Source organism: Kitasatospora sp. NPDC056076 (assembly GCF_042266305.1).
Classification (GTDB): Bacteria; Actinomycetota; Actinomycetes; order Streptomycetales; family Streptomycetaceae; genus Kitasatospora.
The window spans coordinates 15,630-40,768 of the sequence record NZ_JBHJWG010000060.1; the positions used below are offsets into that span (position 1 = coordinate 15,630).

Sequence of the window (25,139 nt, forward strand, 5' to 3'; positions counted from 1 at the left end):
GGGGGGCGGTTCCCCTGTGGTTCGGGGGCCCCCGGGGGCCGCGCCCCCTCGCGTAACCCCGGTGGGGCTGCGCACCCCGGTGGGGGTCGGCGGGGGGGCCCGACTCCCCACTCCTCCCCCCGTCGCCCGTTCCAGCGCTCCAGCACCAGGTGCAGGGCCTCGCTCATCAGCAGCAGGAACTCCGCGGAGGCGTCGAAGCGGGCACCCGCCGGGGTGGCCGGACCGAGGACCTCCACCCCGCGCCGCGTCGCCGCGATCAGTTCCTCGTTCATCCGCAGCGCGGCGAGGGCGGAGCGGAGCCAGATGTCGTCGCCCATGACGTAGCGCTCGCGGCGTTCGCCGGGTGTGCGCTCGCGCCGGACCATCCCCTGCTGTTCGAGGAAGTTGACGGCGGAGGAGACGGAGGCCGGGCTGACCCGGAGGCGGCCGACCAGCTCCGCGGCGGTGGCGGCACCGGAGTCGGCTACGCACAGGCAGGCCAGCACGCGGGCCGCCATCCTGGGCAGCCCCTGCCGTTCGAGCAGCGCGGTGAAGAACTCCTCGAACTCCCGGAGCTGCCGGGGATCGCGCCCGTCACCGTCGTCGGGAGCCGCCGGCTCCGGCGGACGCTCCGGCCTCCGGCGGCGCGCGCGGTCCCGGGTGGACTCCTGCGCCTGGTCGGCCCGGTAGTCCTCGGGACCGCCGTTGCGGGTGACCTCCCGCAGGACGGTCGAGGCCGGGCGCCCGAGCCGTCGCCCGATCCCGCCGTAGCCGAGGCCTTCGGCCAGCCCCTCGGCGATGGTCCGGCGCTCCTCGTCGGTGAGCCTGCCTCCGGGCATCAGCTGCCGCTCCTTCCCGTCCGTCCGCACACTCCGCACACTCCGCGCGGTTCCGCTCCGCAGTATGCGTTCACCGCCACACCATTGCAATGCCCACTCCCGTCATCCATTGCATTCAGCACCACAGCCATTGCAATGAAAGCCCTCGCTTCCCAGCATTTGCAGCACATCTTGCCATTCCAACGTCGTTGACGATTTCCTGAACGCAATGTAGCTTCAACATTGTTCAGCAATCACCGAACACTCATGCAGGGGGAGATCCGCCATGGTCATGGCCGGGAGCAACAGCGGCTTCTCGGAAGCGGGACTGCGCCGGGTGCACGACGTGCTGGCGCGCCACGTGGACTCCGGCCGGATCCCGGGGGTCGTCGCCCTCGTGAGCCGGGGCGGGGAGGCGCACGTCGAAGCGCTCGGGACGATGGAGCACGGCGGGGGCGCCCCGATGCGCCGGGACACGGTCTTCCGGATGGCCTCGACGTCCAAGCCGGTCTCGGTGGCGGCCGCGGTGGCCCTGCTCGACACCTGTGAACTGCGGCTGGACGACCTGGTGGAGCAGTGGCTGCCGGAGCTCGCCGACCGGCGGGTGCTCAAGCGGCTCGACGGCCCGCTGGACGACACGGTCGCGGCCAAGCGGCCGATCACCGTGCGCGACGTGCTGACCAGCACCTTCGGGCTCGGCATGGATCTGACCGCGCTGGGCACGCCGATCATGAACGCGGTCTTCGAGCAGGGGCTCACGCCCGATCTGCCGGTGCCGATGCCCGAGCCCGACGAGTGGCTGCGCCGCCTCGGCACGCTCCCGCTGATGCACCAGCCCGGCGAGAGCTGGCAGTACCACATCGCCAGCGACCTGCTCGGTGTGCTCGTCGCCCGGGTCACGGGGCGTCCGTTCGAGGAGGTCCTGCGCGAACGCGTCCTCGACCCGCTGGGCATGTCGGACACCGGGTTCCACGTGCCCGCCGACAAGCTCGACCGGCTGCCCCCGCTCTACGCCCCCGACCCGCGGAGCGGGGAGTTCACCGTCTGGGACGAGCCCGCGGACGGACGGTGGAGCAGCCCTCCGGCGTTCCCGGGCGGCGGTGGCGGCCTGGCCTCCACCGCCGACGACTACCACGCCTACTTCCGGATGCTGCTGAACCACGGGATGCACGGGAGCGAGCGGGTCCTGTCCCGTCCGGCGGTCGAGCTGATGACCACCAACCGCCTCTCCCCCGAGCAGACCGCCGCCCGGACCGCACTGGCCCGCGACAACGTCCACCTGTCGTACGGCCAGGGGCAGCACGGCGGTTGGGGCTTCGGGATGGCGGTGCGCAGCTACCGCGGCGACTACGCGCCGGTCGGCCAGTTCGGCTGGGACGGCGGCAGCGGCACCTCGACGTACGCCGACCCGGAGAACGGGGTCGTCGGTCTCCTCCTCACCCAGGTCGGGATGTCCGTACCGCACTCGGCGCGGCTGATCCACGACTTCTGGACGACGGTCTACCAGGCCGTCGAGGACTGACGCACCGGCACCGGTGCCCGTGTGCAGGAGGAGTGGGAGGTCGGACCCGCCGACTTCCCACTCCCCAAGGGGTTCCGGGCGGGCTCAGCTACTGCTGGGCTTCGGGGCCGGGAGGGTGGCCGAGCCGGTCAGCAGGGGCCACTCCTTGTGGAACGGCGGGAAGGGCAGGCTCTTCTCGAAGAGCGGGGTGCCGAAGATCTTGAGGTGGGCGGTCAGCGCGCCGTTCAGGTCGACGCCGCCGACCAGGGCCCAACTGCCCTTCACCTCGGGCCCCTTGCCGGGCAGGTCGACGGCGAGGGAGCCGTCGGCCTTGGCGCTGAGGTAGGGGGCGACAGCGGCCTGGACACCGACGGTGTCGTAGAGGCCGACGCTGGCCTCGACGCCGAGGGCCGCGCGGACGGACGCCTTGCCGTTGAGGCGGACGTGCACCGGGGACACCTTGGTGTCGGCGCTGGTGACCGGGGTCCAGCCCTTGCCGCCGGTGTAGTCGGCGCGCACGGCCCAGGTGCCGGTGGCGTCCTGCTCGGTCTCCAGGTGGACCTGGCCGTCGGCACTGACCTCCAGGTAGCAGGTGAGGCCGAGGTTGACGACGACCGGCAGACCCGCGACGGTCAGCACCGGGCTGGCCTGCAGCTTGGCGAAGGGGACCCGGATCGGGGCCGCGCCGGTGTTGCGGGCGACGTCGCCGGTGACCTTCCAGTGCGCCTGGGCGCCCAGGTCGAAGCCGATCGAGGCGGTGCGCGGGCTGGTGGCCTGCGCGCCGTGGTAGGCGAAGTGGACGGCCGGGTGCAGCTGGAGGGAGCCGGAGGCGTCCAGGCTCGCGCCCTCGGGCAGCGGGACGGGGGCCTTGACGTCGATCCCCAGGGTGCCGGAAGCGTCGGCCTTCACGCCGTTGCCGTCGATGCCGGCGGTGGCCTTGAGGTCCTTGACCAGCGGGGTCACCTGGATGCCGTGCACGTCGATCGGCACCTGGCCGTCCGCCTCGGTGCCACCGAGGAGTTCGGTGAGGGTGGCGGGCCGGGTGGTGAGGTTGACGGTGTTGCCCGCTCCCGGGGTGGCGCCGGTGACGGCGACCAGGGCGCCCTGCGGGGCGGCGGCGGTGGGCGGGCTGGCGAGCAGCTGGCCGGGCTGCACGGCGGCGGCCGCGGCGGTGGTGGTGGCGGCGGTCGTTGCGGTGCCCGACGGGGTCGCGCTCGTGCTCGGCGCAGGGGTCGGTACGGCACTCGACGAAGCGCTCGGCGAAGCGCTCGGCGAAGCGCTCGACGGGGTGCTCGGCGAGGTGCTCGGGGCCGCGCTCGCGCCACCGGCGGTGAGCACGGCCGTGCCCTTCCCCGGGTCGTACGCGGTGAGCTGGAGGGCCTTGGTCGCGGCCGCGACCGCGCCGCCGTCCTTGCCCGGGGTGCCGATGGCGGCCTGCTGGTCGCCGGCCGGCGCCACCGTGACGTTGCCGGTGCCGGAGCCGGCGGTCGGTGTCGGACGGGCGGAGGCGGCACCGGCCCGGGCGCGGGGCGCGCCGGAGCCGGGGGCGCCGCCCGCCGGGCCGCCCCCGGCGGTGGTGGCGCCGGTGTCGGCGGTGCTGGTGGCGGCGGCCGGTTCGATGGCGGCCTGCGGGGTGCTGCCGGAGCCGGTGGGCCCGCACGCGGCCGTTCCGGCGAGGATGAGGGTGAGCAGGGCTGCGGGCGCGGCCCGGCCTATCGAGGGTTTGAACACGCGGCGTCATGTTACTGACGAGGAATAAGTTTGTCGAAGACAGGCCAACGGAATCCCCCGGCACCCTGAAACCGCAGGTCAGACCAGCCGCGCGACAGGCAGTCGACCGTCCGGCAGTGTACCCGCCGCGAGGCCCCCGACCGCCGCGGCGAGCTCCCCGAGATAGCGGGAGCGCCCGGTCGGCTCGGCCCCGAGGCTGCGCACGTACGGCCCGTCCCACTGGGCGTCGAGCAGCCGCCCGCCCGCGGCGCCGAACCGGGCCCCGAGGTCGGCGACGGCGATCCGGGCGGCGTCCGGGCGGCGGTGGAACATCGAGTCCAGGCTGAGCGCCGCCCCGACGGCCACCCCGAAGACCCCGCCGATCAGCTCCTCGCCCTCCCACACCTCGACGCTGTGCGCCGCGCCGAGCCGGTGCAGCTCGACCAGCACGGACCGTAACTCCTCGGTGAGCCAGGCGGGTTGGCGCCCCTCGGCGCAGGCCGCGAGGACCGCGCCGAAGGCCCGGTCCGCAGTCGTCCACCACTCCGGGACACCACTCGCACCGCCGCCCGCACCGCCCGCACCGCCCTGGCCGCCCGCGCCGCCCGCGCCGTCCGCGCCGCCCGCGGCGCCCGCGGCGCGCAGCCGCCGGGCGAGCCGGCGGGGCAGCCGGACGGCGCCGGGCCGCAGCACCGGCCTCGGGTCGGGTGACCACCACGCCAGCGCGTACGGGTCCGCCCCGCCGGGCAGCAGGGCCACCTCACCGGCCTCGACGGCGTCCCCGTGCAGCGCCTCGTTGTAGGCGGCCGCGTAGTCGTCGGCGGCGGGCAGCGGGAACAGTCCGCGCCGGTAGGCCGACAGCAGCGTCTGCGGCCCGAGCACCCCGCCGAAGGCCACCGGCCCCTCCGTCGGCGCGCGGTGGAGGTCGAGGGCGTCGAAGTCCGGCACCGTCCGGGTCACAGGAATCCCTCGTCGGTCAGCCGCGCCAGGTAGTGGTCCAGCAACCCGGCGTCCACGTCCGGCAGTTCGATGCCGCTGCCGTCCAGGGCGGCTTCCGTGTTGAGCCGGTCGAAGCGGGGGAACACCGGCTGGAAGTACAGCTCGCTGATGGACAGCCGGGAGCCCGGCGCCCGGTCGACGAACAGCGGCACGAACGGCGTGACGGGGTGGGTCGGGTGTCCGGCGGCGAACCGGACCAGCCGTTGCACCCAGTGCCGGTACGGGAGTTCGGCGATCCGGTGGCCGCGCGCCCGGAGCCGGTCGGCGAGTTCGGGGAGCCCGGCCGGGTTCGGCGAGGTGAGGTGGTAGACCTCGCCGTCGGCGGGCGCGTGCGCGGCGATGTGGGCGACCGCCCGGGCGAAGCGGTCGGCCGGCACGAAGTCCAGCGGCAGCCGGACGTCCGGGCAACTGCCGCTGTCGGCGAAGTACTTGATCAGCGCGCAGAGTTCGGTGCCGGTGTTCATCACCCCGGTGGCGAGGTCCCCGGTGACGTCGTTGGTGCGCAGCACGGTGACCGGCAGTCCGCTCGCGGCCGCGTTGTGCAGCAGCTGTTCGGCGACCCACTTGCTCTCCACATAGCCCACGCCGAGCCGTTCGGGGTGGGCCAGCGGCGTGCGCTCGGTGACCTCGCGGACGCCGGCCGCGCCGAACCCGGCCAGCACGGCGAGGGTGGAGAGGTAGTGCACGGGCACGCCCCGGCTGTGTCCGGCGAGCCGGACCACCTCCCGGGTGCCGTCGACGTTGGGCGCGCGCAGCTGGTGGTACGGGTAGAGGAAGTTGACCAGCCCGCCGAGGTGGTACACCGCGTCCAGGTGGCGGGCCAGCCAGTCGAACTGATGCTCCGTCAGACCGAGTCGCTCGGCGGCCAGGTCGCCGACCAGCGGAACCACCCGGGCGTCCGCCAGGTCGTGCCGCAGGAACCGCTGCTGGGTGGCGCGTAGCCGTTCCAAGGCGTGTTCCTGGTCCGGCGCGCGGACCAGGCAGTGGATCCGCGCCCCGGTGGTGGCGAGCAGTTCGTGCAGCAGGTGGGCGCCGCAGAAGCCGGTCGCTCCGGTGAGCAGGATCTCGGCGGGTTCGGCCCGGGAGGGCGCGGGGCTCCAGGACTGGCCGACGGGGTGGGTGAGCCGGGCCTCGGCCTGCCAGTCGACGGCGGCCTCCCCCGGGGCGGTGCCGCTGCGGGCGGCCTGGAGGGCAGCGGTGAAGTCGCGCAGCACGGGCGAGCGCAGCAGCGCCCGGGTGAGGGTGCGGACGTGGCCGACGTCCAGGCCGAACATCATCCGGGCCCGGGCGAGCATCTCCATGGCGAGCAGCGAGGTGCCGCCGAGGGCGAAGAAGTCGTCGTCGGGGCGGACGAGTTCGGCGCCGAGCAGTTCCGCCCAGAGGTGGCCGACGGCGGCCTCGACGGCGCTCGGCTCCCCCTCGCCCGCTCGGCCCGGGACCGGTTCGCCCGGGACCGGTTCGCCTGCGGACACGGCCGGCACGTCGGCCCGGACCGGGGCCCGCGGCAGCGCGCGCCGGTCGATCTTCCCCGCCGCCGTGAGCGGCATGGCCTCCAGTGCGACGTACTCCGCCGGGACGAGGTACTCCGGCAGCCGCTCCGCGAGGAACGCCCGCAGCCCCTCCGGCCGCTCCGCCCGGTCACCGAGCGTGTAGTACGCGACGAGCAGGCGGCTGCCGTCCGGAGCGCTGCCGTCGGCCGCGACCCGGGCCTGCCGCACCGCCGGGTGGCCGGCCAGCACCGCCTCGATCTCGGCCGGGTCGACCCGGTGGCCGCGCACCTTCACCTGGTCGTCGAAGCGCCCGAGGAGTTCCAGCTGCCCGTCGGCGCGCCAGCGCCCGGCGTCGCCGGTGCGGTACATCCGCTCGCCGGGCAGCGGCGCGTACGGGTCGGGCGGGAACGATTCGGCGGTGAGCCCGGCCTGCCCCCAGTAGCCGCGGGCCAGGCCCGGCCCGCCCAGGTGGATCTCCCCCCGCTCGCCGGGCCGTACCGGGCGCAGCCGCCCGTCCAGCACGTGCACCCGCACCCCCGGCAGCGGGCGGCCGATCGGCACGTGGGCGGCCGGGGAGTCCAGCAGCCCGGGGGTGAGTTCGCAGTGCAGGGAGGTGACGGCCGCCTCCGTCACGCCGTAGGCGTTGAGCAGCCGTACGCCCGGCAGCCGCTCCGCGCTGGCCAGGCAGTCGTCGGCGTGCACCACGTCCCCGCCGACCACCACCAGCCGCAGCCCGGCCGGGGCCGGTCCGCCGGGCGGCAGCAGGTCGAGCACGTGGTGCCAGTACGCGGGTGTGAAGTCGGCGACCGCCAGGCCGAGCCCGGGCAGCCGGCGGACCAGTTCGGTCGGCGCCCAGGTGTCGCGGCCGCCGAGCACCACCGTCGCCCCGGCGAGCAGCGCCGAGAACACCTGCTCCAGCGCGGTGTCGGCGCCGAGTGCGGCCAGCTGGAGCACCCGCTCGCCGGGGGCGAGGCCGTAGGCGCCGACCACCCGGTCGAGGGTGAACAGCAGCGAACGGTGGGTGACCGGGACGCCCTTGGGCCGGCCGGTGGTGCCGGAGGTGTAGATCAGGTAGGCGAGGTCGTCGGGGGTGGCACGGTCGTCGGGGGTGGCGAGGTCGTCGCGGGCGGCGAGGTCGGTGGCGCCGTCCCCCGCCCCGGCCGGCAGCGGACCGCCGATGTCCACCCCCACCCGCTCCACCCCGTCGAACCCGTGCCCGTCCGTGACCGCCACCCGCGCCCCCGAGTCCGCCACCAGCCCCGCGAGCCGCCGCTGCGGGTGCGCCGGGTCCAGCGGTAGGAAGGCCCCGCCCGCCTTGAGCACCCCCAGCCAGGCCACCACCAGCTCCACCCCGCGCCCCAGGCAGACCGGCACCACCTGCTCCGGCCCCACCCCCCGGGCCCGCAGCTCGGCCGCCAGCCGGTCACTGTGCGCGTCCAGCGCGCGGTAGCTCAGCGTGCCCTCCTCGCTCACCACGGCGACCGCCGACGGGTCGTGCGCGGCCCGGGTGCGGAACAGTCCGTGCACGGTGTCCGCGAAGCCGGCCCGGGCACCGGCGGCGCCGCGCCGCGGCGCGGCCGACCCGTTGCGCTCCACCCAGGCCCGGCACTGCTCCCGCCCGTCCGGCCCGTACACCTGGCGCCAACCGTCGGGCAGGGTCAAGTCCCCAGGCCAGAGCGCGTACTGGCCGTCGTCGTTCCGTACCACGGCGTGACGCCCGGACCTCACATCCGCGCGTACGCCCCGTGCGCTGTCGACTGCGTCGTCCACCGGCTTGACCTCGTGCTGAAGCGGCAGAATGCTGGGAGGTGCGACATTTCCGACTATACGCACTCAGGGGACTCCTACAACGTCCGTCGCACAGCCCGCCGGACGCCGCTCCCCCGTGGGCCGACCGGCCCCGGAGGGCCGTCCGCAAGACCCGCCCTCGCCCGAACTCCCCCGCCCGACCGGCGGGGTGGTGTCGCGGAGGAGGTAGCCTCGTTGACTCGCCGGCGACAACGCCTGATGGTCTGTTACCTGCTCTGGATGGTGCTGTTCACCGGCATCTACTTCGCCGACCCCGGGCTGCGGATCATCTGGTGGACGGGCATGGGCCTCGGCGGCGTCGCCGCCGTGGTGGTCGGCGTCCGGCTCAACCGACCCCGCCACCCGACGTCCTGGTACGTCCTGGCACTGGCCAACCTCAGCTTCACCATCGGCGAGGCGGTCCAGGCCCTGCAGCTCGACATCCTGCACCTGAACAACCCGTTCCCGTCCGTCGCCGACGGCTTCTACCTGGCCGAGTTCCTGCTCTACGCGGTCGGCCTGGTCGGCTTCATCCGCTGGCGCACCGCCCGCCAGGACCGCGCCGGCCTGCTGGACGCCCTGATCATCACCCTCGGCCTGGCCCTGCTGGTCTGGATCTACCTGATCCTCCCGTACGCCCGGAACCCGGACCTCAGCTGGATCCAGAAGGCCGTCTCGATCGCCTACCCGCTCGGCGACGTGGTCGTCCTCGCCCTGCTGCTACGGCTGTTGACCCCGCGCGGCGGCAACTCCCGCTCGCTGCAACTGCTCACCGTCGGCGCCCTGGGCCTGCTCACCTCCGACATCCTCTACGGGCTGATCCAGCTGCACGGCACCTGGCGGATCGGCACCGGGGTCGAACTCGGCTGGGCCGCCTTCTACACCGCCTGGGGCGCGGCCGCCCTGCACCCCTCGATGGTCGAGCTGACCCGGCCCGTCCCCACCCAGCAGCCGGACCTCTCCGCCGGCCGGCTCACCCTGCTGACCCTCGCCTCGCTGATCGCGCCCGGCATGCTGATCATCGAGTCCCTGGCCGGGAACACCAGCAACGCGGGCGTGATCGGCGCCTTCTCCGCCCTGCTCTACCTGCTGGTGCTGGCCCGGCTGGCCGTGGTGGTGGTCGCCCGCCGCGAGGCGGTGGCCCGGGAGCGGACGCTGCGCGAGGCGGGCGCGCGGCTGACCGCCGCCGTCACCGTGGCGGAGGTCGCCGACGCCGTCCAGTCCGCCGCCGCGACCCTGATGCCCGCCGAGCGGGGGCACGTCGCCCTGCTCGCGGTCACCGAATCGGGGGTGCTGCACGTCCGCCGGGCCGGCAACCACAAGGACGACCGCCGGGACGCCGCCTCGCCGACCACCGGGCACGACCGGGACGACCGGGACGACCGGCGTGACCACGACGACCGGGACGACCACGACGACCGGGCCAACCAGCGCGACCACGACGAGCACGGCGAAGCCCTCGCCCGCCTCGCCGCCCACCGCGAGACCCGCCTGCTGCCCGTCGGCTCCGACGACCTCCCCGCCCACCTCGGCGGCATGCCCGCCGCCCTGGTCAGCCCGCTGATGCTGGCCGAACGCCCCTCCGGCGACCCGCTCATCGGCGCCCTGGTCGTCACCGGCACCGAGCAGGAACTGACCAGCCTCTGGGGCTCGCTGGAGATCCTCGCCGCCCAGGCCGCCCTGGCCGTGGAGCGCGTGGTGCTGAGCCAGGAGGTCACCCGCCGCAACAGCGAGCTGTACTTCCGCGCCCTGGTGCAGAACGCCAGCGACGTCATCCTGATCCTGGACGCCGACGACGGCATCCGCTACGCCTCCTCCTCCGCGGAGCGCGTCCTGGGCCACCCCGACCTGAACGGCACCCGGCTGACCGACCTCGTCCCGCCCGAGGACAGCCGGGAGGTCGGCGGCGCGCTGGCCCGGATGCGCGGCTCCGCCGAGCCGCCCCGCGGCGACCAGCCGCGCGAGCACTGGCGGTTGCTGCGCCAGGACCGCACCCCGATCGAGGCCGAGGTCCGCTACACCGACCTGCGCGACGACCCGACCGTCGGCGGCCTGGTGCTCACCCTGCGCGACGTCACCGAGCAGCGCCAGATGGAGCGCGAGCTGACCCACCGGGCCTTCCACGACTCGCTGACCGGCCTCGCCAACCGGGTGCTGTTCCAGGACCGGGTCGGCCACGCGCTCTCCCGCGGCGAGCGCAGCGGCGCCGTCACCGGGGTGCTGTTCATCGACCTGGACGACTTCAAGGTGGTCAACGACACCCAGGGCCACGCGGTCGGCGACGAACTGCTGGTCGCCGTCTCGCTGCGGGTCTCCACCGCGCTGCGCAGCTCCGACACCGCGGCCCGGCTCGGCGGCGACGAGTTCGCCGTCCTGGTCGAGGACGCGTCGTGCCCGAGCGACGTGGACACCATCGCGGCCGGCGTGCTCGCGGTGTTCACCGAACCGTTCAAGCTCAGCGCCGGCGCCGTCCGGGTCAGCGCCAGCATCGGGGTGTCCACCACCGAGGACAGCGTGGACTCCGCCGAGCTGCTGGCCCACGCCGACCTCGCGCTCTACTCGGCGAAGGCGGCTGGCCGCCGCCAGTGGTGCCACTACCGGCCCGCCCTGCAGACCGGGATGGTGGAGCGGCACGAGATGAACGAGAACCTGGACTCCGCCATCGCCGAATCGGCCTTCCAGCTGTACTACCAGCCGATCGTCGACCTGCGCACGGGCGACCTGGTGGCCTTCGAGGCCCTCGTCCGCTGGCCGCACGACCAGCGCGGCATGGTGCTGCCCGACGAGTTCATCGCCCTCGCCGAGGAGAGCGGCCAGATCGTCCCGCTCGGCGCCTGGGTCCTCGAACGCGCCGCCGAGGAGGCCGCCGCCTGGCACTCCGCGAGCTCCGCCGCCCGCTCCGCCACCGGCCGCCCCCCGCTGCGCGTCAACGTCAACGTCTCCGCCCGCCAGTTCCGCGACGCCGGCTTCGTCGACGTGGTCCGGCACGCCCTGGACACCTCCGGCATCGACCCGCGCACCCTCGTCCTGGAACTCACCGAATCCGTCCTGATGCGCCGCGACGACCGGCTGCGCGCCGACATGGCCGTCCTCGGCGACCTCGGCATCGGCCTCGCCATCGACGACTTCGGCACCGGCTACTCCTCGCTCTCCTACCTGCGGGAGTTCCCGATCTCCCTGCTGAAGATCGACAAGTCCTTCATCGACGGACTCGGCCTCTCCGCCCAGCAGTACGCCCTGGTCGAGGGCATCACCCGGATCGCCGACACCCTCGGCGTCCAGGTCATCGCCGAGGGCATCGAACACCCCGACCAACGCGACCTGCTCGCCGCCATGGGCTGCCCCCTGGGCCAGGGCTACCTCTTCGCCCACCCCATGGACGGCGCCCAGGCCCGCGCCCTGGTCCGGCGCACCACCTTCGAGCCGGCCTGAGGCGGACGAGCCGAGGGCCCGTCAGCAGGGCGGTGCCGTCCGGCGGCCGACAGCCGTTTCCCCCTTTTCTCGACAAACCATCACCAATCAGCGCCCCGGCCGAGCGATCCGTTACGGAATCTTCATCCCAGCCGGCCATGGACGGCCCGCCGGGAATGAGAGATTGTCATTCGAACTTGGAGAAGTCTTTACCAACCACGGCCATCCCTTGAGAGAGTCCTGATGTCACGACACCCTCGGGCGCACCTCCGGGTCGCACCCGCCCCCGAGGAGTCGACGGCCGAACCCGGAAGGCGCGCCGGCGCACAACGTGACGGGGGTAACACCATGCAGAAACGGCGCAGTCCCTGGGCAGTCGCCTACTTCCTGATCGGGATCGTGTGCGCCCTGGTCGCGGTCTCCACGGCCGCGTTCGCCAACCGGGTCGACGACCTGATCCCGATCGTCCTCACCGGAGTTCCCGCGCTGTTCCTGACAGTTCGTGCTCCGATGTACGGGGTTTCCTTCGGGCCGAAGGGAGTGAAGTACTCGGGACTGCTCCGGGCACGGTCGTACGAATGGTCCGAGATCGAGAGGGTGGAATGCGCCACGCTCCCGGGCACGCTCTTCTCCTCCGACCTCCCCGCACTGGTGCTCGCCGGCGGAAAGTCCGACCAACTGCCGATGCTGGCCGGCTACGGCTCGGGATCGACGGTGAACAGGCGGGTGGAAGCCCTGGTCGCCGACATCGAGAAGGTTCGGGCCGCCGCGCACGAGGCCTGAGACGGTGCTCGCCCACTGCCATCACCGAACTCGCCGAGATTCCGGAGAACTTCCGGACCGTGCCATGCGAAACTGGCGCAATGGAGCACCTGGTGGAATTCAAGGTCGCGATCGAGAACCGTAGCGACCGGCGCACGGAAATGATGCTCGAACCCGAGGGCAGCGACTTCTGGATGGAGCCCGGCGACACGTTCGTCGTGCACAGCAAGGAGCCGCCCACCGCCGAATTCCCCTTCACCGTCCAGGTGACGAACGACGGCATATCGGTCTGGGCCGCCCACGGCTGGGTGTCCACCCCGGGCGGCGAGGATCTCGACACCGGGCACAACAGGCCCGATGACGCCCATCCGGAACTGAAACGGTACGCGGACGACGACCGGGCCCGGGAAGGTTTCTTCCGAAGGCTGTTCTCCCGCCGCCGGAACGCACACGAACGAGGAAACTGACGTGCACGCCCGATTCATCGGCCTGGACTCCTGGTCCCCGCCACTGCACACCATCGAGCTCCAGGCCGGCAGCCGGTACCTGGACCTCCACAACGACACCGCGCTGCTGGGATTCCGGCTGGGCGGGCACCCGAAGCTCACCCTCACCGTCGACTTCCGGCACGACCGGCACGGGCCGTTCGCGCTGGAGTTCCGGGATGTCGGCGAACTGCGCATGGAACAGGACTCGGTCAGTTCCGACGGCCGGGTCGGCATACCCGACGTCGAGCCCGAGGGCATCGACATGATCGAGTACTACGAGTACGGCCGCGAGCTGCCGCCGGTCTTCGAGATCCTCTCGCCCAACTTCCGCCTCAGGTTCCGGGCCTGGGAGGTCGCGTACATCACCGAAGACGGGGACGGCGCCGGCACGGCCGGACCCCAGCAGCACCACCACAGCTGAAGGACATCATGGAATTCATCGCTTCCGCCCTCCTGGCCATCGGCCGCGGGCTCGTCACCCTCCTCGGCTGGGTCGCGACCATCGACGGCATCCGGGGCTTCATCGAGGACGTCAAGAAGCAGAAGTGACCCGGCCCCCGCCCCAACGAGTCGACACCTCCCAATGAAACCTGACCGCTGTGCACGCCAACTCGCCGACATTCCAGGGGAGTTCACTCTCACGAGTGATTGTCGAAGCTCCGCACACTGACCGACACTCGAAGCATCCGGAGAGCTCGTGGGGGCTCTCCCGGCGCAAGGAGTGACGCCATGACCGCAGTCGAATCCTCCGCCTCCGAGATCCCGCAGATCGCGGGCCACTCGCAGCCCACCGGCCACGGCCAGGACCTCGCGGCGATCGGCGGCAACGTCGGTACCGTGAACCGGGCCTGGTGGACCTGGACCCCCTCGCACGGGACGTTCAACCTCCAGCTGTCCTGGAACGTCATCGGGATCGACTCCACCGTCGTGATCACCGCCTCCGAGATCGACTCCAACGGGAACCGCTTCGTGGGCGCCGCCGCCTTCCAGGTGTCGAGCATCGCCCCCGGCAACGGGATCGTGACCTTCAAGATCGACATCGCCTGGGGCAGTTCGCTGCCGATGCGCACCGACGTCGTGGTCCTCAACTGAGCTTCCCCGCACGGCGGAAGAGCTGATCGGCACCCCGGAGCCCGGGCGCACGGAGACCCACCGTGCGCCCGGGCTCCGGCACGTTCCGGCCTCCCCCGCGCATCAGCCCGGGGATGTAAACCCGTGGACCAATGCGTCCTGCCCGGAGATCAACCGGCGGGCTGATGCCGCTCCCCCGCGCCCCGTGACAGCGTCCTCCGCATGGACACCACGCCGTTCACCGGCCCCACCGGACTGACCCGCCGTCGCATGCTGGGCACCGCGCTGGCCCTGGGCGCCGCCGCCCCGCTCGGTCTGGCCTCCACCGCCCGGGCCGACGCCCCCACCACCCCGGGCAGCCCGACGCCCGGCCGGCTCACCCTGCCCGCGCCCACCGGCCCGCACCGCATCGGCACGGTCGCCCTGCACCTGCGCGACACCTCCCGGCCGGACCCGTTCGCCGGCCCCGGCCGGTACCGCGAGCTGATGGCCAGCGTCTGGTACCCCGCCCGAGCGGCCGAGGAACTCCCGCTCGCCCCCTGGCTGAGCGACGGCGCCCTCAAGGCGTTCCTGGACGACGCCGGCTACAAGATCCCGCTCAGCGCCGCCCCGCTCACCGCCGCCCGCCAGGGCGCACCCGTCCACCGCCCGGGCCACCGCGCCGGCCGCTGGCTGCCCGTCGTCGTCTACTCGCACGGCGCCCACGCCCACCGGGCCGTCAACACGGTCATCGTCCAGGAACTCGCCAGCCACGGCTACGTCGTGGTCACCGTCGACCACACCTGGGACGCGTTCACCGAGTTCCCCGACGGCCGGGTGCTCACCCCGTGGATCGAGGGCGCCCCCAGGATCGGCCCGAACGACTGCGCCGCCGACGCCCGCTTCGTCCTGGACTGCGTCGAGGAACTCGCCGCCGGGCGCAACCCCGACGTCGACGGGAAGGCACTTCCCGAGGGCCTCCTCGGCGCCCCCGACCCGCTCGACGTCGGCATGTTCGGCTGGTCCAAGGGGGGTTCGGCCACCGCCGCCGTCCTCATGGCCGACCGCCGCGTCCGGGCCGGGCTGGCCATCGACGGTCCGATGGCGGCGATCACCGTCACCGACCTGGACCGGCCGTTCATGATGATCACCGCCGAGTTCGGCCGCGACCGGAACCCGGACGCCGTCACCTTCTGGAACCACCTGCGCGGCTGGCACCTCAACATCCAGGCCGACGGCGTCCGCCACAACTCCTACGAGGACGCGGCCGTCCTGATGCCGCAACTCGGTGCGCTGCTCGGCATCCCCGTCGAGCAGATCCAGCAGATGGTCGGCACCCTCCCCGCCGACCGCTCCACCCGCATCCAGCAGTCCTACCCGCTCGCCTTCTTCGACGCCCACCTCCGCCACCGCCGCAGCGCCCTCCTCGACGGGCCCTCGCCGACGTTCCCGGAGGTCAGGTTCCTCCCCTGACGAGCAGGACGGGCGGCCGCCCCGGGGGTGCGGCCGCCCACCGGGGACCGAGACCATCGGACCGGGACCACCGGGCCGGGATGCCGTACTACGGCGTCCCGGCCCGGATCTCGTCCAGGGACTCCGCGAGCACGCCCCGCGCCCGGGTGAACCAGTCGGCGATCACCGCGGTCTCCTCCGGCGTGTAGTCGGCGAACAGCGCGCCGATCCGCTCGTAGAACGGTCCGTAGACCTGGAGGATGCGCTGCTGCGCGTCGTCCGCCATCACCACCCGCACCCGCCGGCGGTCGCCGGGGTCGGCCTCCCGGCTCGCGTACCCGGCCTTCTCCAGCCGGTTGAGGACGCCGGTCACGGCCCCGGTGGTCAGCTGGGCGCGCTCGGCGAGGTCGCCGGCGGCCAGGGGCTCACCGGCCAGGGCGGCCTCGATGACGAAGCCGAGGCAGGTCAGGTCGGTCACGTTGAGCCCGAGCCGGGCGGCGATGTCCTGCTGGCCGAACTGGGCCAACGCGATCATCCGGTCCATCGCGTACAGCGCCTGCTCGGGCGTCGCCCGGGGGCGCGGCTTGCCCTTCACCCAGGATCTCCTTAGCATCTAAGTTACTTATCTCGTGAGATAAACGAACCGGTACCGGCCGTCCACCGCCACCCGTCCATCTCACACCACAGGAGGATCCATGAGCGCCCACGGTGACCACGACATGGGACACACCGTCGCCGGCTGGACCGGCACCGCCCTCGCCACCGCGGGCTTCGCCGTCGCCGGCACGGCCCTCGTCCTCGGCTCGCCCCCCGGGCTCTGGGCCGGCGCAGCCCTCACCGCCCTCGGCGCACTCGCCGCCTGGCTGCTCCACCTCGCCGGCTGGGGCAAACCCACCGGCCCGCGCCCACCCCACGTCCGCCACTGGCGCACCCCCGACCCCGCCGCCCGCAACGGCGGCCACCCCCACTGCCTCGGCTGCCGCCTCGCCCGCCGCCACCCCCACCCGGCCACCACCGGGACACCCACCACCGCACCCGGCCGCCCCCGAGCCCGCGCCAACGCCTGAGGCCCGCCCGGGCGAGCTTCTCGGGCGGGGCTTCCTGGGACGGTCCGCGACGTCCCACAACAAGAACATCCCGTCGCAGGCCGGCTCCACCGACACCAAGGGCTTCTTCCGGACCGGCCGGTACTGGGCCGACCGCACGGTGGCCCCCGTCGAGCACCTTGCTCGACGGGGGCCACCGTGCGTCCTGCGTCGGTCAGACCGACATGCCACGGGCGGCGGTGAATGGCGTCACGAGCTCTCCTCCGACCCCTCGGAGAAGTCCTCGCCCACCTCACGGATCTCCGGGTCACCGTTCGCCGCGGCCCGCGCGACCAGCTCCCGGATCCCCTCCCGATCGCCCAGGAAGTCGAGCAACTCGGCCAGCCGGCGCCAATCGTCCGCATCAGCGGCCGACAGCCGCTCCTCCACGAGCCGCCGCACCGCCGGCCTCGTCACCTGGGGGTTCCTGGACGCGATCGCCTTCCTTGCCTCCAGTGCGAACTTGGGTGACATCGAGATGTCGACCAACTGTCCGAGCAACGGAACCACATCGTCCGGAAGTCTCTGGAGGAACGCCAGCGCTGTTCCCCGCTCCCAGGTCGATCCTTGAAGCGCAGCCACCAGAACGTCCTGGCGCGCACCCGCGTTCCGATAGAAGTCCGCGCGCGCCCTCGCGACCTGCTGTTCAGCTGCCACGACCAGCGCCCAAAGGTCTTGGTCGGACTTCGAACTGTCCACTGTTCCTCCCTGATCAGTGCTGGACAGCGGAGTTCGTCCAGTTCATTCCCTTGAGCAGCTCGTTGAAGTCAGCCAGAGGCATCTTCCTGGTCGGGTAGAGCGTAATGTGCCCGGCGGGAGCCGTCCCACCGACGTCGGTCCCGTCTGCGATCATGCCGACCCCGTCGGGCAGCGGCGTGGTCGGGTTCCGGACCTTGCCCCTCAATCCTTCCTGGCGCAGTGCGCCGACACTCCCGAAGGTCGACACCCCGTCCACGTTGAGTGCTTGGAGGTCCTCGGCGGTAGGCGGGTGGACGAATCCATCAGCATCGACCACCATGTCACCGCCCTTGCCATCCTTCGGCCGGACCTTCGGAGTACCAGCGGCGAAGCACTCGGGGATTCCTCCCGTGTTGTGAACCAGGACCGGCACATCACCGGCCAACACGTAGTACGTGTGGAGGTCGGCGATGGTGAGGTCGTAGGCGACCTGCGGGGCCGTCTCGTAGTTCCGCACTGTCCGGACGGTAAGAGTCCGACCATCTGCGGTACGGACCTTGTCTCCGGGGCGGAGGTTCGCAGCGTCGGTCCAGAGGCGTGTGGACTCGTCCCAGAACGGGTGGTGCTGGGTGCTGGTGAGCTCTTCCACCGCTCCGGATCCACCTGCAGGGTCACTGCCTTGCAGAGCCAGGTCGGTGAACTCGCTGTCGTCGGGAGTACGGATCGTGCGGGTGACGGGCTTGGACTCGGTCCTGCCGGTGGCCGGGTCGGTGGCTTCGACCTGGTCGCCGATCTGGAGGTCTTCGATCGGCTTGGTCGTGCCGTCCGCCAGAAGTACCTTGGTGCCGGGCAAGAAGCTGTGCGTGGCGGCGAGGAGTGGGTTCTTGCATGCGGCTGCGGCCTCCTCCTCCGCCTTCTCCAAGTCCTTCGCAGCGGCCGCCGCCGTCTTCTCGGCCTTTCCGGCCGCGCCCACTGCGCGTCCGCCGGGGATCAGGCCCACGAGGCCCTCGGCGGCGTCCAGGTAGTGGCCGTCCTTGATGTCCATGCCGGCGCCCACGACGGTGCCGAGGGCGTTCAGGCCCGGAATGTAGGTCGTGGCATCGGCAGCCTCGCGGACGTTGCCCCAGAGCGTTCCGCCCCTGGTGATGAGGAAGTAGTGCGGGCTGACGATGTTCGGGTACTTCTTGGTGCCCGAATCCGAGCTCCAGTACTCCTCCGTCCAGGCGCCGTGGCCTTCCGGCTTGAACGTCTCCGTGATGATGTCCCCGTGAGCGGTCTCGCAGGTGCCGAAGCCGCCGCACACGCCCTCGGGGCGGAGACCACTCGGGTCGCTCAGGTTGGTGGGGTCGTTGGTGCTGTAGGCGTAGCCGTTCCACTGTTGGGGGTTGGCCGGGTCGATGACGGGGTCGGGGTTGAGGAAGCGGCCGGTGCCGGGCTGGTACTGGCGGGCGCCCAGGTTGGTGAAGCCGGTCGCGTCGTCCTTGAGGCCGCCGACGTAACCCTTGTCGCCGGCCCAGGCGTTGCCGCTGCCGGAGCCGCGCAGGACGCCGAAGGGGTCGGTCCACCGGCGGTTCACGTTGGTGGTGGCCGAGTCGATGGACAGGGTGCCGCTGTTGTGGTGGTCGGAGAACTGGTACGTCAGCGCGTTCGCGCCCTGGCGGACGAGGGTGACGCCGCCGGGGAGGGCGTAGTAGCGGGTGCCGGTGCTGGCCTTGGCGCCGGTGTCGTAGGTGAGTTCGTCGCCGGCGCCGAGGTTGACGGTGACCTTGCCGGGGTTGCGGCGGACCAGCTGGTTGCCGTCCGCGTCGTAGACGTAGGAGGTGGTGGCGCCGCCCTGCTTCATCGTGGCGAGCTTGCCCTCGACGTCCCAGGTCAGGTCCGCGCCGTTGGCCGCGTCCACCGCGTTCCAGGTGTGGGAGTCCCACTTCGGGGCCCAGCCGGGTGCGTACACCATGAACTTGCCGTCGTCCTGGACGACCGCGAAGTACTTGCTGTTCGGCCCGACCCACGACTGCGAGGACCACAACGGAACCCGCTGGGGGTCGTAGACCACGAAGTTGCCGTCGTCCTGCATCGTCGCCCACGCACCCGGGTGGTTGGCCGTGTTCGTCGACCACGTCACCACACCGGTCCGCAGCGAGGTCAGCACCAGGTTGCCGTCCGACTGCATGGTGAGCTGCACGCTGCTGGAGCGCACCGACTCGCCCGGGTTGAGCACGAAGCCCGCGCCCAGGGTCTTGTTCGCGCCCGGGTTGGCGATCTTCGTCGTGTTGCCCGCCGCGTCGTACTGGTAACTCCCCGGCGTGCTGCCGTTGTTCGGGAACGTCGACTTCACGGCCGACGGCGCGTGCGGACCACCCGCACCCGTCCCCGTGTTGCGGCTCCCCGCGGCAGGCACGTCCTGGCCGATGGTCAGGTCCTTGGACTGGTCGCCGGTCGGGTTGTGCATGACCAGCTTGGTCCGGTTGCCGACCGCGTCGTAGGTGTAGTCCTGCCAGTACGGCGCACTGCCGCCCACGGTGGTGGTACCCGCCGTCGAAGCCCCGCTGGTGGGCGTCGCGTTGGCGCACGAGCCCTGTCCGGCGAGGGACGGGGTGGGCTGGTTGAGCCGCCCGGTGTCCGACCACGCGGTCGTGAGACGCCCCAGGTAGTCGTAGGTGAAGCACTGCAGGTCGGTCCGGTCCGGGCTGTTGTCCGGGATCGTGCGCACCGCCGTGATCCGGCCTGCCGGGTTGTAGGCGTAGGTGGTGTTCTGGACTGTGCCGGTGGTGGCCGTCTGCTTGTCCACGTACTGCGTCAGCAGGCGCCCGGTCGACTCGTCGTAGGTGTTCGTCGAGACGACCTGGGTCCCCCAAGGGTTCATCGTGTCACGGATGTTGCGCCCGTAAGCGTCCCAGTCCGCCTGCCGCAGGTAGGTGTACCCGGCGCCGCTCATATCGTTGAGCTGCCCGAACTCCTCGTAGTTGTAAGTGACCGCCTCCTGCGCCAGATCACCCGCCGCGGCACGCGTCTCCGACACCAGCGAACCACTGACCGGATTGAAGGCAGCCGAGTAGTCGAAGCTCACCTGACCACTGGCGCCGATCTCACTGCCGGGGATCGACACGGTCGACTTCGTCGCCCGGTACGCCACGTCGTACTCACCGACCGACTTGGTGTACGCCGAACCACCCGCCCCGCCCACGTACCGCGTCGAAGAGCTCAACTGCCCCTTCGCCACCGTGTCGTACGCGTAGCCGGTCAACTGGTTCGCCGGAGCGACCGAACCGTTGAACGTCCCCGTCTTGCGACCCAGCAGGTCGTAGGTGATCGCCACCGTCTGACCACGCGCGTCCGTCGTCGACGCCAACCGCCCCGCACCGTCGTAGGCCTGGGTCAGGACGCCGGTGTCCGGGTCGTCGGCCTTCACCTGGCGACCGCGCTGGTCGTACGTGTAACTCCAGGTGTTCCCCGCCGCGTCCACCCGACTGGCGGGCTTTCCGGCCGGGGTGAAGGTGTAGTTGGTGACGTCCGCGTCGCCCGGGTTCCCGGTCGCCGCGGCCGTCCGGTACTGCCACACCTGCGTCTTGCGCCCGCGGGCGTCGGTGACCGTGCTGGTCGCGGTGGCTCCGGCCGGCGGCGTGACGTCCACCCGGTCAGCGCCGGGGTAGGCCGTCGTCGTCGTGGTCTGCGGCTTGCCCAGCGCCACGAACTGCGTGCTCACGGCACGCCCCTGGCCGTCGAACTGCACCACGCTCTGGTTCGGGACCATCGCGCCGTCCGGGATCCACCGGGTCGTGTTCGGCTTGTTGGTGTCCTCGTAGTAGGCGTTGTAGGCGCGGCCCACCCGCCCCTGGGAGTCGTAGAACGTGTCGGCGACGATCCGGCCCTGGTAGGCGGAGATCGCCGGGTCGGTCTGGGTCTGGATCAGCCGGGCCGAGCCGTCCAGGATCTGCGTGGACGTGCCGTACGCCGTGCCGCCCGGCCGCAGGGCCTTGGTCGTGACGGTGGAGGGCGCGCTGGTGCCGTTCACCGCGTAGTCGTACGTGAAGTTGGCTCCGGCCCCGGTGTCCCGGCCCGGCAGCCAGACCGCCTTCAAGCGCCCCAGACCGTCGTACGCCTTGGTCGTGGTGCGACCGTTGGCATCGGCCGAGGTGAGCGCCATGGCGCGGGCGGGGTTGAGCGTGACGGTGCTGGTACGGGCAGTGCCCGCGTCCGGCGCGCCGGCCGGGGCCGGGGTCCCGGTGACCACCTTGTTCGGCAGCTCACCCGGGTTGGCCGAGCTGTACGCCGTGGTGGTGACCGCGCCGTTCGGGTTGGCGCTGTCGGTGACCGTCGGGTCCGTCACCGAGGCGATCCGGCCGTACTGGTCGTACGTGCTCGTGCTCGTGGTGACGTACTGCGCCACGCCGTTGGCGTCGTAGCCGTCCAGCACCTGGGTCCCGGTCACGTCCGCCTTCGTGCCGGCGCTGCCGAAGCCCTGGCCGTCGAAGAGCGTGCGGGTGTCGGACACCGTGGTGGCCGACGTCGGGCCGGCCGTGCAGGCGTTGACGCCGGAGACGACGAGCACGTCGGAGACCAGTGCGGTCATCTGCGGGTTGCCACCGGTCGCGTAGGTCTGGCGGGTGCAGACGTCCGGGGTGCCGTCCGCGGTGCTCAGCGAGCTGGTGACCCGGTTGTTGTTGACCGGGTCGGTGCTCGTCACCGTCGTGGTGGTGCGGGTGCCGGTCGTGGTGACCGCCGTCGCGGCCTTGGTGGCCTTGGTGGATCCGTACCGGGCCACGAGATCCGGCAGGCCGCTGCGGGCGTGCGTGGCCGTGGCGGACGGGTTCTCGTAGGTGTCGACCTCGTAGCCGAGCGGCGAGCCGGCGTCGGCCGAGGCGTCCGCGTAGGTGTCGGTCTCCAGGATCTGCCCGGAGAGCCAGTCGGAGTCGGGTCGGCCGCCACTCTTCACGCCGGCGACCGTGGCGCCCTTGGGCTTGCCGTCGGCCTTGAGGTCGCCGTCCATGCCCTGGTAGTAGCTGGTCGTCGACTTGGCCTGCGGCCCGTCCTTGCCCGAACCCTTCACCGCGGTCACGCTCGCGAAACCGCGGAACTGGTCCCAGGTCCGGTAGTCGGACTCGACCAGCGCGCCGTCGTTGCGGTGCCAGGCCGCCGGGCCGTAGCTGTAACTCACGGTCGTCGGCACCGAACCGGAGACCAGGTTGCCGTTCGGGTCCACGGTCACCGTGTCGACCGGGTAGCGCAGGAACCAGTCGTCCACCGTGGACTGCACCTGCGTGTCGAACCACTTCACGTTGAAGCACGGCAGGGTGTCACCGTCGGCCGACGTCGGCATTCGCCCCGCCGTGCGCGAGCACTGCTCCTGCTTGTAGGAGACGACGATGCTGCCACCGGTCTCCGTGGTGATCACCGCCATGCGCGGCCGGTTGTAGCGCGGACGCGCCGGCACCAGGCCGTCCACCCGGTTGGGCAGCAGCTGATCCGTGAACGTCACCACCGGAAGCACCTGCTCGGCCTGCCCGTTGGCGGTGTCCTTGCCGGTGTGCTTCACCGACTGCAGCCAGGCGATCGGCGCGTTCTCCGTCGCGTTCTGCGGCTTCTTGAACACATGGGTGAAGTCGTAACGGTCCACCGGACGGTAGGAGCCGCCCGAACGGATGGACGTGGTCGCGGCGTTGAGCCACTTCGTCGACCAGAAGCTGGGCCCGTAGTTGGCACAGCTGTCGTTCTGCGCGCACTGCTTGTCCAGCGGGACGTCCGGCCAGTTGGCGGCGTTCGCCGCCGTACGCTGCGCCGGATCGCACGCCGCCGCGTCCGACACGCACCGCTCACCCGAGTCGAAGTCGACCCGCGCCGCGGACTGGTACGAACCGCCCGCACCCAACTGGTCCGACAGCAACTGCCCGTAGGTGATCGCGGCCAGCACCCCACCACGCGTGTACGCGGTGTTCGTACCCTTGCCCGCGTTCTGCGCGCCACCGCGCGCGTACCAGTTGGTCTCGGGCGTGTAGGCGTACGTGGTCAGATTGCCGTGCGCGTCGACCACGTAGTCGAGGTTCCACCGCCACGCGGTCTGGCAGAAGGAGCCCTTGCCCTTCGACCCGTCGTAGCACGGGTCGCCCGGGTTCGGCGAGTACACCGGAACCGTCCACGCCGACTTGCTCTCCGGACCCGCCTTGCTCGGCGAACCGTCCGCCGCCGGAAGCTGGTTGAGCCCGAAGTAGTACACCGTCCCCGAGGTGTCCGTCACCTTCAGATAGGAACCGTTCCAGGTGCCGTTGTTGGCGCCGGTCAGGAACTCGACCTTCGTCCCGTCGTCACCCTTGAGCCGCCACTTGCACCGCGACTGCTCATCGGTCGCGGACCCGGCGACGCACGACGAGTCCTCCGGCACCAGCTCACCCGAGTGACCACCCAACGACAACGTCAGGTTCGGACCACCCCAGCACTGATCGCCCGAACCGGGAATGCCCGCCTTGTCACAGCCCCGGTAGGAGCGCTCGACGAAGCCGACGTTCACGTCCCAGCCGTCGCCGATCCAGGAGGCCTGGGCGTTCGTCGACGCCGTCTTCCCGTCCACCGACGCCGAGTCGTACTCCAGGGAGAACGCCGGCGGGTTCCCGATCAGGGCCGGGGGGAGCTGGATCGGGTAGCTGTACGTGAACGACCCCGACGAGCTCCCCGCCGCCCAACTCTGGCTCGACGAGAGAGGTGTGGCACTGTACGTGCCGGTTCCGCTCGACGGCGCGGCGTCCAACGCCAGCAGCACCTTCGGCGCGGACTCCGCGACGCCGGCCGACAACGACTCGGCCCGCTGCCGAGCCGTCGTGGCCTTCGCGGCCGGCAGGTCGACGTCCGCGACCAGCCGCTTCGACTTCTCGTCGTAGTGCGACGCCACCGGCGTCCTGACCCGGCAACCGTCGGCGTCCGGCGTGCTCAGCGCACACTCCGGCAGCGCCACCAGCCGCGCCCGGTTCCCGAAGTCCCCACCGTAGCCCAGGGTGTGCGGATCGATTCCGACCCGCACCTTGTCGGTGTCCCCCGCCTCGTCGCGCGAGAGGGCGACCAGGGTGCCCGTCACACCGGCGGCGGTCGCGGCCGCGCGGTCGGCGACCCGCACCTGCACCTGCCCTGCGGGAACGGCCCCCTTCGACGCGACCGGTGCCAGCCAGACCGGGAGGTCGCCCGCCTGCTTGGCCCCGCCCTCGTCCAGGCCCACCACCGCGGTGCCGGACTTCGGCTGCGGCGTGGACTTCGGCGGCACCCAGTCCGGCGAACCGGTCGGCGGGGTGGACGACTTCGGCGTGTCCGCCTTCCCGGGCACGGAGGCGGTGCGCGGCAGCGGCGTGTTCGGCGGCGACCACACCTGGCCTTTGTCCCCGGAGGCGGCCACTGCGAGGGCCGGCACCACGGGCGACAGCATCGAACTCAGGATCGCCAACGAACTCACGACGGCCACCCGGGATCTTGCCCTGACCGGCGGCGGCCCCTCCCGGCCGGCTGTTCGCCGTAGGTGGAAGCGGATTCTGTTCTTCAACATCATGATCCCCCAGCTGAGTTGTCACGTACGACATGGCGCGGACAAGCAACTCCGGCAGGAGGATAGGGCGCTAACGATCCAGCGGTCGAGCGGCTTGAGGATCTCCTGAGGGCGTGATTCACATCACGCTGAACGAAATCGGTGGACGGTCCGTCAAAGCGGGCATCAGTTTTGCTTATGTGATTGACGACGAATCAGTAATGCGGCAGCTTGCTGAAATACCTCTGCGGACGATCCGAATGTCCGCAGCCGGACATACCCACCTCTCCTCGAAAGGGCTTCACCATGCCCGCTCCGTCCGGAGCCTCCTTCGGTATGCGCAGAACCGGGCATCCGCCCCGGCGTTCCCACGCCGTCGCGGTCGCCCTCGTACTCGCACTGACCTCCGTCGGGCCGATCGCGCCAC

General features: G+C 71.9%; 15 protein-coding genes. 8 read left to right on the forward strand and 7 right to left on the reverse strand.

Annotation, left to right across the window (positions count from 1 at the left end):
• A partial coding sequence (locus ACFC1T_RS34190) for a helix-turn-helix domain-containing protein (RefSeq protein WP_375895442.1) occupies positions 1-818 on the reverse strand: 818 nt, incomplete at its 3' end.
• A 271-nt stretch (positions 819-1,089) separates the two neighbouring features.
• On the opposite strand from ACFC1T_RS34190, the gene ACFC1T_RS34195 reads away from it, so the two are divergent.
• Positions 1,090-2,319: a serine hydrolase domain-containing protein gene (locus ACFC1T_RS34195; protein ID WP_375895487.1), complete on the forward strand. Its 1,230-nt coding sequence runs from the start codon at positions 1,090-1,092 to the stop codon at positions 2,317-2,319.
• Between the two features lie 84 nt (positions 2,320-2,403).
• Here ACFC1T_RS34195 and ACFC1T_RS34200 read toward each other — a convergent pair whose 3' ends face one another.
• The 3 genes from ACFC1T_RS34200 to ACFC1T_RS34210 form a co-directional block, all read right to left on the reverse strand.
• Entirely contained in the window at positions 2,404-4,029 is a 1,626-nt protein-coding gene (locus ACFC1T_RS34200) for a hypothetical protein (protein WP_375895444.1), read from the reverse strand.
• Positions 4,030-4,107: 78 nt separating this feature from the next.
• Positions 4,108-4,968, reverse strand: coding sequence for a leucyl/phenylalanyl-tRNA--protein transferase (locus ACFC1T_RS34205; RefSeq protein ID WP_375895446.1), 861 nt, complete (start codon positions 4,966-4,968; stop codon positions 4,108-4,110).
• Positions 4,965-8,330, reverse strand: a complete 3,366-nt coding sequence (locus ACFC1T_RS34210) for an amino acid adenylation domain-containing protein (RefSeq protein WP_375895449.1) — start codon at positions 8,328-8,330, stop codon at positions 4,965-4,967. The genes ACFC1T_RS34205 and ACFC1T_RS34210 overlap by 4 nt, the downstream gene beginning before the upstream one ends.
• A gap of 150 nt (positions 8,331-8,480) precedes the next feature.
• Between ACFC1T_RS34210 and ACFC1T_RS34215 the strand changes: the two genes are divergently transcribed.
• The 6 genes from ACFC1T_RS34215 (at position 8,481) to ACFC1T_RS34240 (ending at position 15,469) form a co-directional block, all read left to right on the forward strand.
• Positions 8,481-11,717 carry a putative bifunctional diguanylate cyclase/phosphodiesterase gene (locus ACFC1T_RS34215; RefSeq protein ID WP_375895452.1) on the forward strand — a complete coding sequence of 1,079 codons (3,237 nt, stop codon included), beginning with the start codon at positions 8,481-8,483 and terminating at the stop codon, positions 11,715-11,717.
• Positions 11,718-12,044: 327 nt separating this feature from the next.
• A complete protein-coding gene (locus ACFC1T_RS34220; RefSeq protein WP_375895455.1) occupies positions 12,045-12,479 on the forward strand; it encodes a hypothetical protein in 435 nt (144 codons plus the stop codon).
• 80 nt (positions 12,480-12,559) lie between these two features.
• Positions 12,560-12,925, forward strand: coding sequence for a hypothetical protein (locus tag ACFC1T_RS34225; protein ID WP_375895457.1), 366 nt, complete (start codon positions 12,560-12,562; stop codon positions 12,923-12,925).
• A gap of 1 nt (position 12,926) precedes the next feature.
• A complete protein-coding gene (locus ACFC1T_RS34230) occupies positions 12,927-13,367 on the forward strand; it encodes a hypothetical protein (protein ID WP_375895460.1) in 441 nt (146 codons plus the stop codon).
• Between the two features lie 308 nt (positions 13,368-13,675).
• A complete protein-coding gene (locus tag ACFC1T_RS34235) occupies positions 13,676-14,038 on the forward strand; it encodes a hypothetical protein (protein WP_375895463.1) in 363 nt (120 codons plus the stop codon).
• A 201-nt stretch (positions 14,039-14,239) separates the two neighbouring features.
• The gene (locus ACFC1T_RS34240; RefSeq protein WP_375895465.1) at positions 14,240-15,469 is read left to right on the forward strand and encodes an acetylhydrolase; all 1,230 of its coding nucleotides are present in this window, start codon (positions 14,240-14,242) and stop codon (positions 15,467-15,469) included.
• An 88-nt stretch (positions 15,470-15,557) separates the two neighbouring features.
• On the opposite strand, the gene ACFC1T_RS34245 is transcribed toward ACFC1T_RS34240, so the two are convergent.
• The gene (locus ACFC1T_RS34245) at positions 15,558-16,043 is read right to left on the reverse strand and encodes a MarR family transcriptional regulator (RefSeq protein WP_375895468.1); all 486 of its coding nucleotides are present in this window, start codon (positions 16,041-16,043) and stop codon (positions 15,558-15,560) included.
• Positions 16,044-16,143: 100 nt separating this feature from the next.
• Here ACFC1T_RS34245 and ACFC1T_RS34250 point away from each other — a divergent pair, with 100 nt between their 5' ends.
• Entirely contained in the window at positions 16,144-16,515 is a 372-nt protein-coding gene (locus ACFC1T_RS34250; protein WP_375895471.1) for an HGxxPAAW family protein, read from the forward strand.
• Positions 16,516-16,743: 228 nt separating this feature from the next.
• On the opposite strand, the gene ACFC1T_RS34255 is transcribed toward ACFC1T_RS34250, so the two are convergent.
• Together ACFC1T_RS34255 and ACFC1T_RS34260 are read right to left on the reverse strand one after the other, a co-directional pair.
• The gene (locus ACFC1T_RS34255) at positions 16,744-17,232 is read right to left on the reverse strand and encodes a hypothetical protein (RefSeq protein WP_375895473.1); all 489 of its coding nucleotides are present in this window, start codon (positions 17,230-17,232) and stop codon (positions 16,744-16,746) included.
• Between the two features lie 13 nt (positions 17,233-17,245).
• Complete coding sequence (locus tag ACFC1T_RS34260) at positions 17,246-24,616, reverse strand: polymorphic toxin-type HINT domain-containing protein (protein ID WP_375895476.1); 7,371 nt, start codon at positions 24,614-24,616, stop codon at positions 17,246-17,248.
• Between the last annotated feature and the right edge of the window lie 523 nt (positions 24,617-25,139).

What these genes read in the sequence shown, in the direction of transcription:
- ACFC1T_RS34225 (WP_375895457.1), top strand. Translation starts at nt 12,560, where the DNA reads ATGGAGCACCTGGTGGAATTCAAGGTCGCGATCGAGAACCGTAGCGAC.
- ACFC1T_RS34220 (WP_375895455.1), top strand. Translation starts at nt 12,045, where the DNA reads ATGCAGAAACGGCGCAGTCCCTGGGCAGTCGCCTACTTCCTGATCGGG.
- ACFC1T_RS34250 (WP_375895471.1), top strand. Translation starts at nt 16,144, where the DNA reads ATGAGCGCCCACGGTGACCACGACATGGGACACACCGTCGCCGGCTGG.
- ACFC1T_RS34240 (WP_375895465.1), top strand. Translation starts at nt 14,240, where the DNA reads ATGGACACCACGCCGTTCACCGGCCCCACCGGACTGACCCGCCGTCGC.
- ACFC1T_RS34260 (WP_375895476.1), bottom strand. Translation starts at nt 24,616, where the DNA reads ATGCTGTCGCCCGTGGTGCCGGCCCTCGCAGTGGCCGCCTCCGGGGAC.
- ACFC1T_RS34195 (WP_375895487.1), top strand. Translation starts at nt 1,090, where the DNA reads ATGGCCGGGAGCAACAGCGGCTTCTCGGAAGCGGGACTGCGCCGGGTG.
- ACFC1T_RS34235 (WP_375895463.1), top strand. Translation starts at nt 13,676, where the DNA reads ATGACCGCAGTCGAATCCTCCGCCTCCGAGATCCCGCAGATCGCGGGC.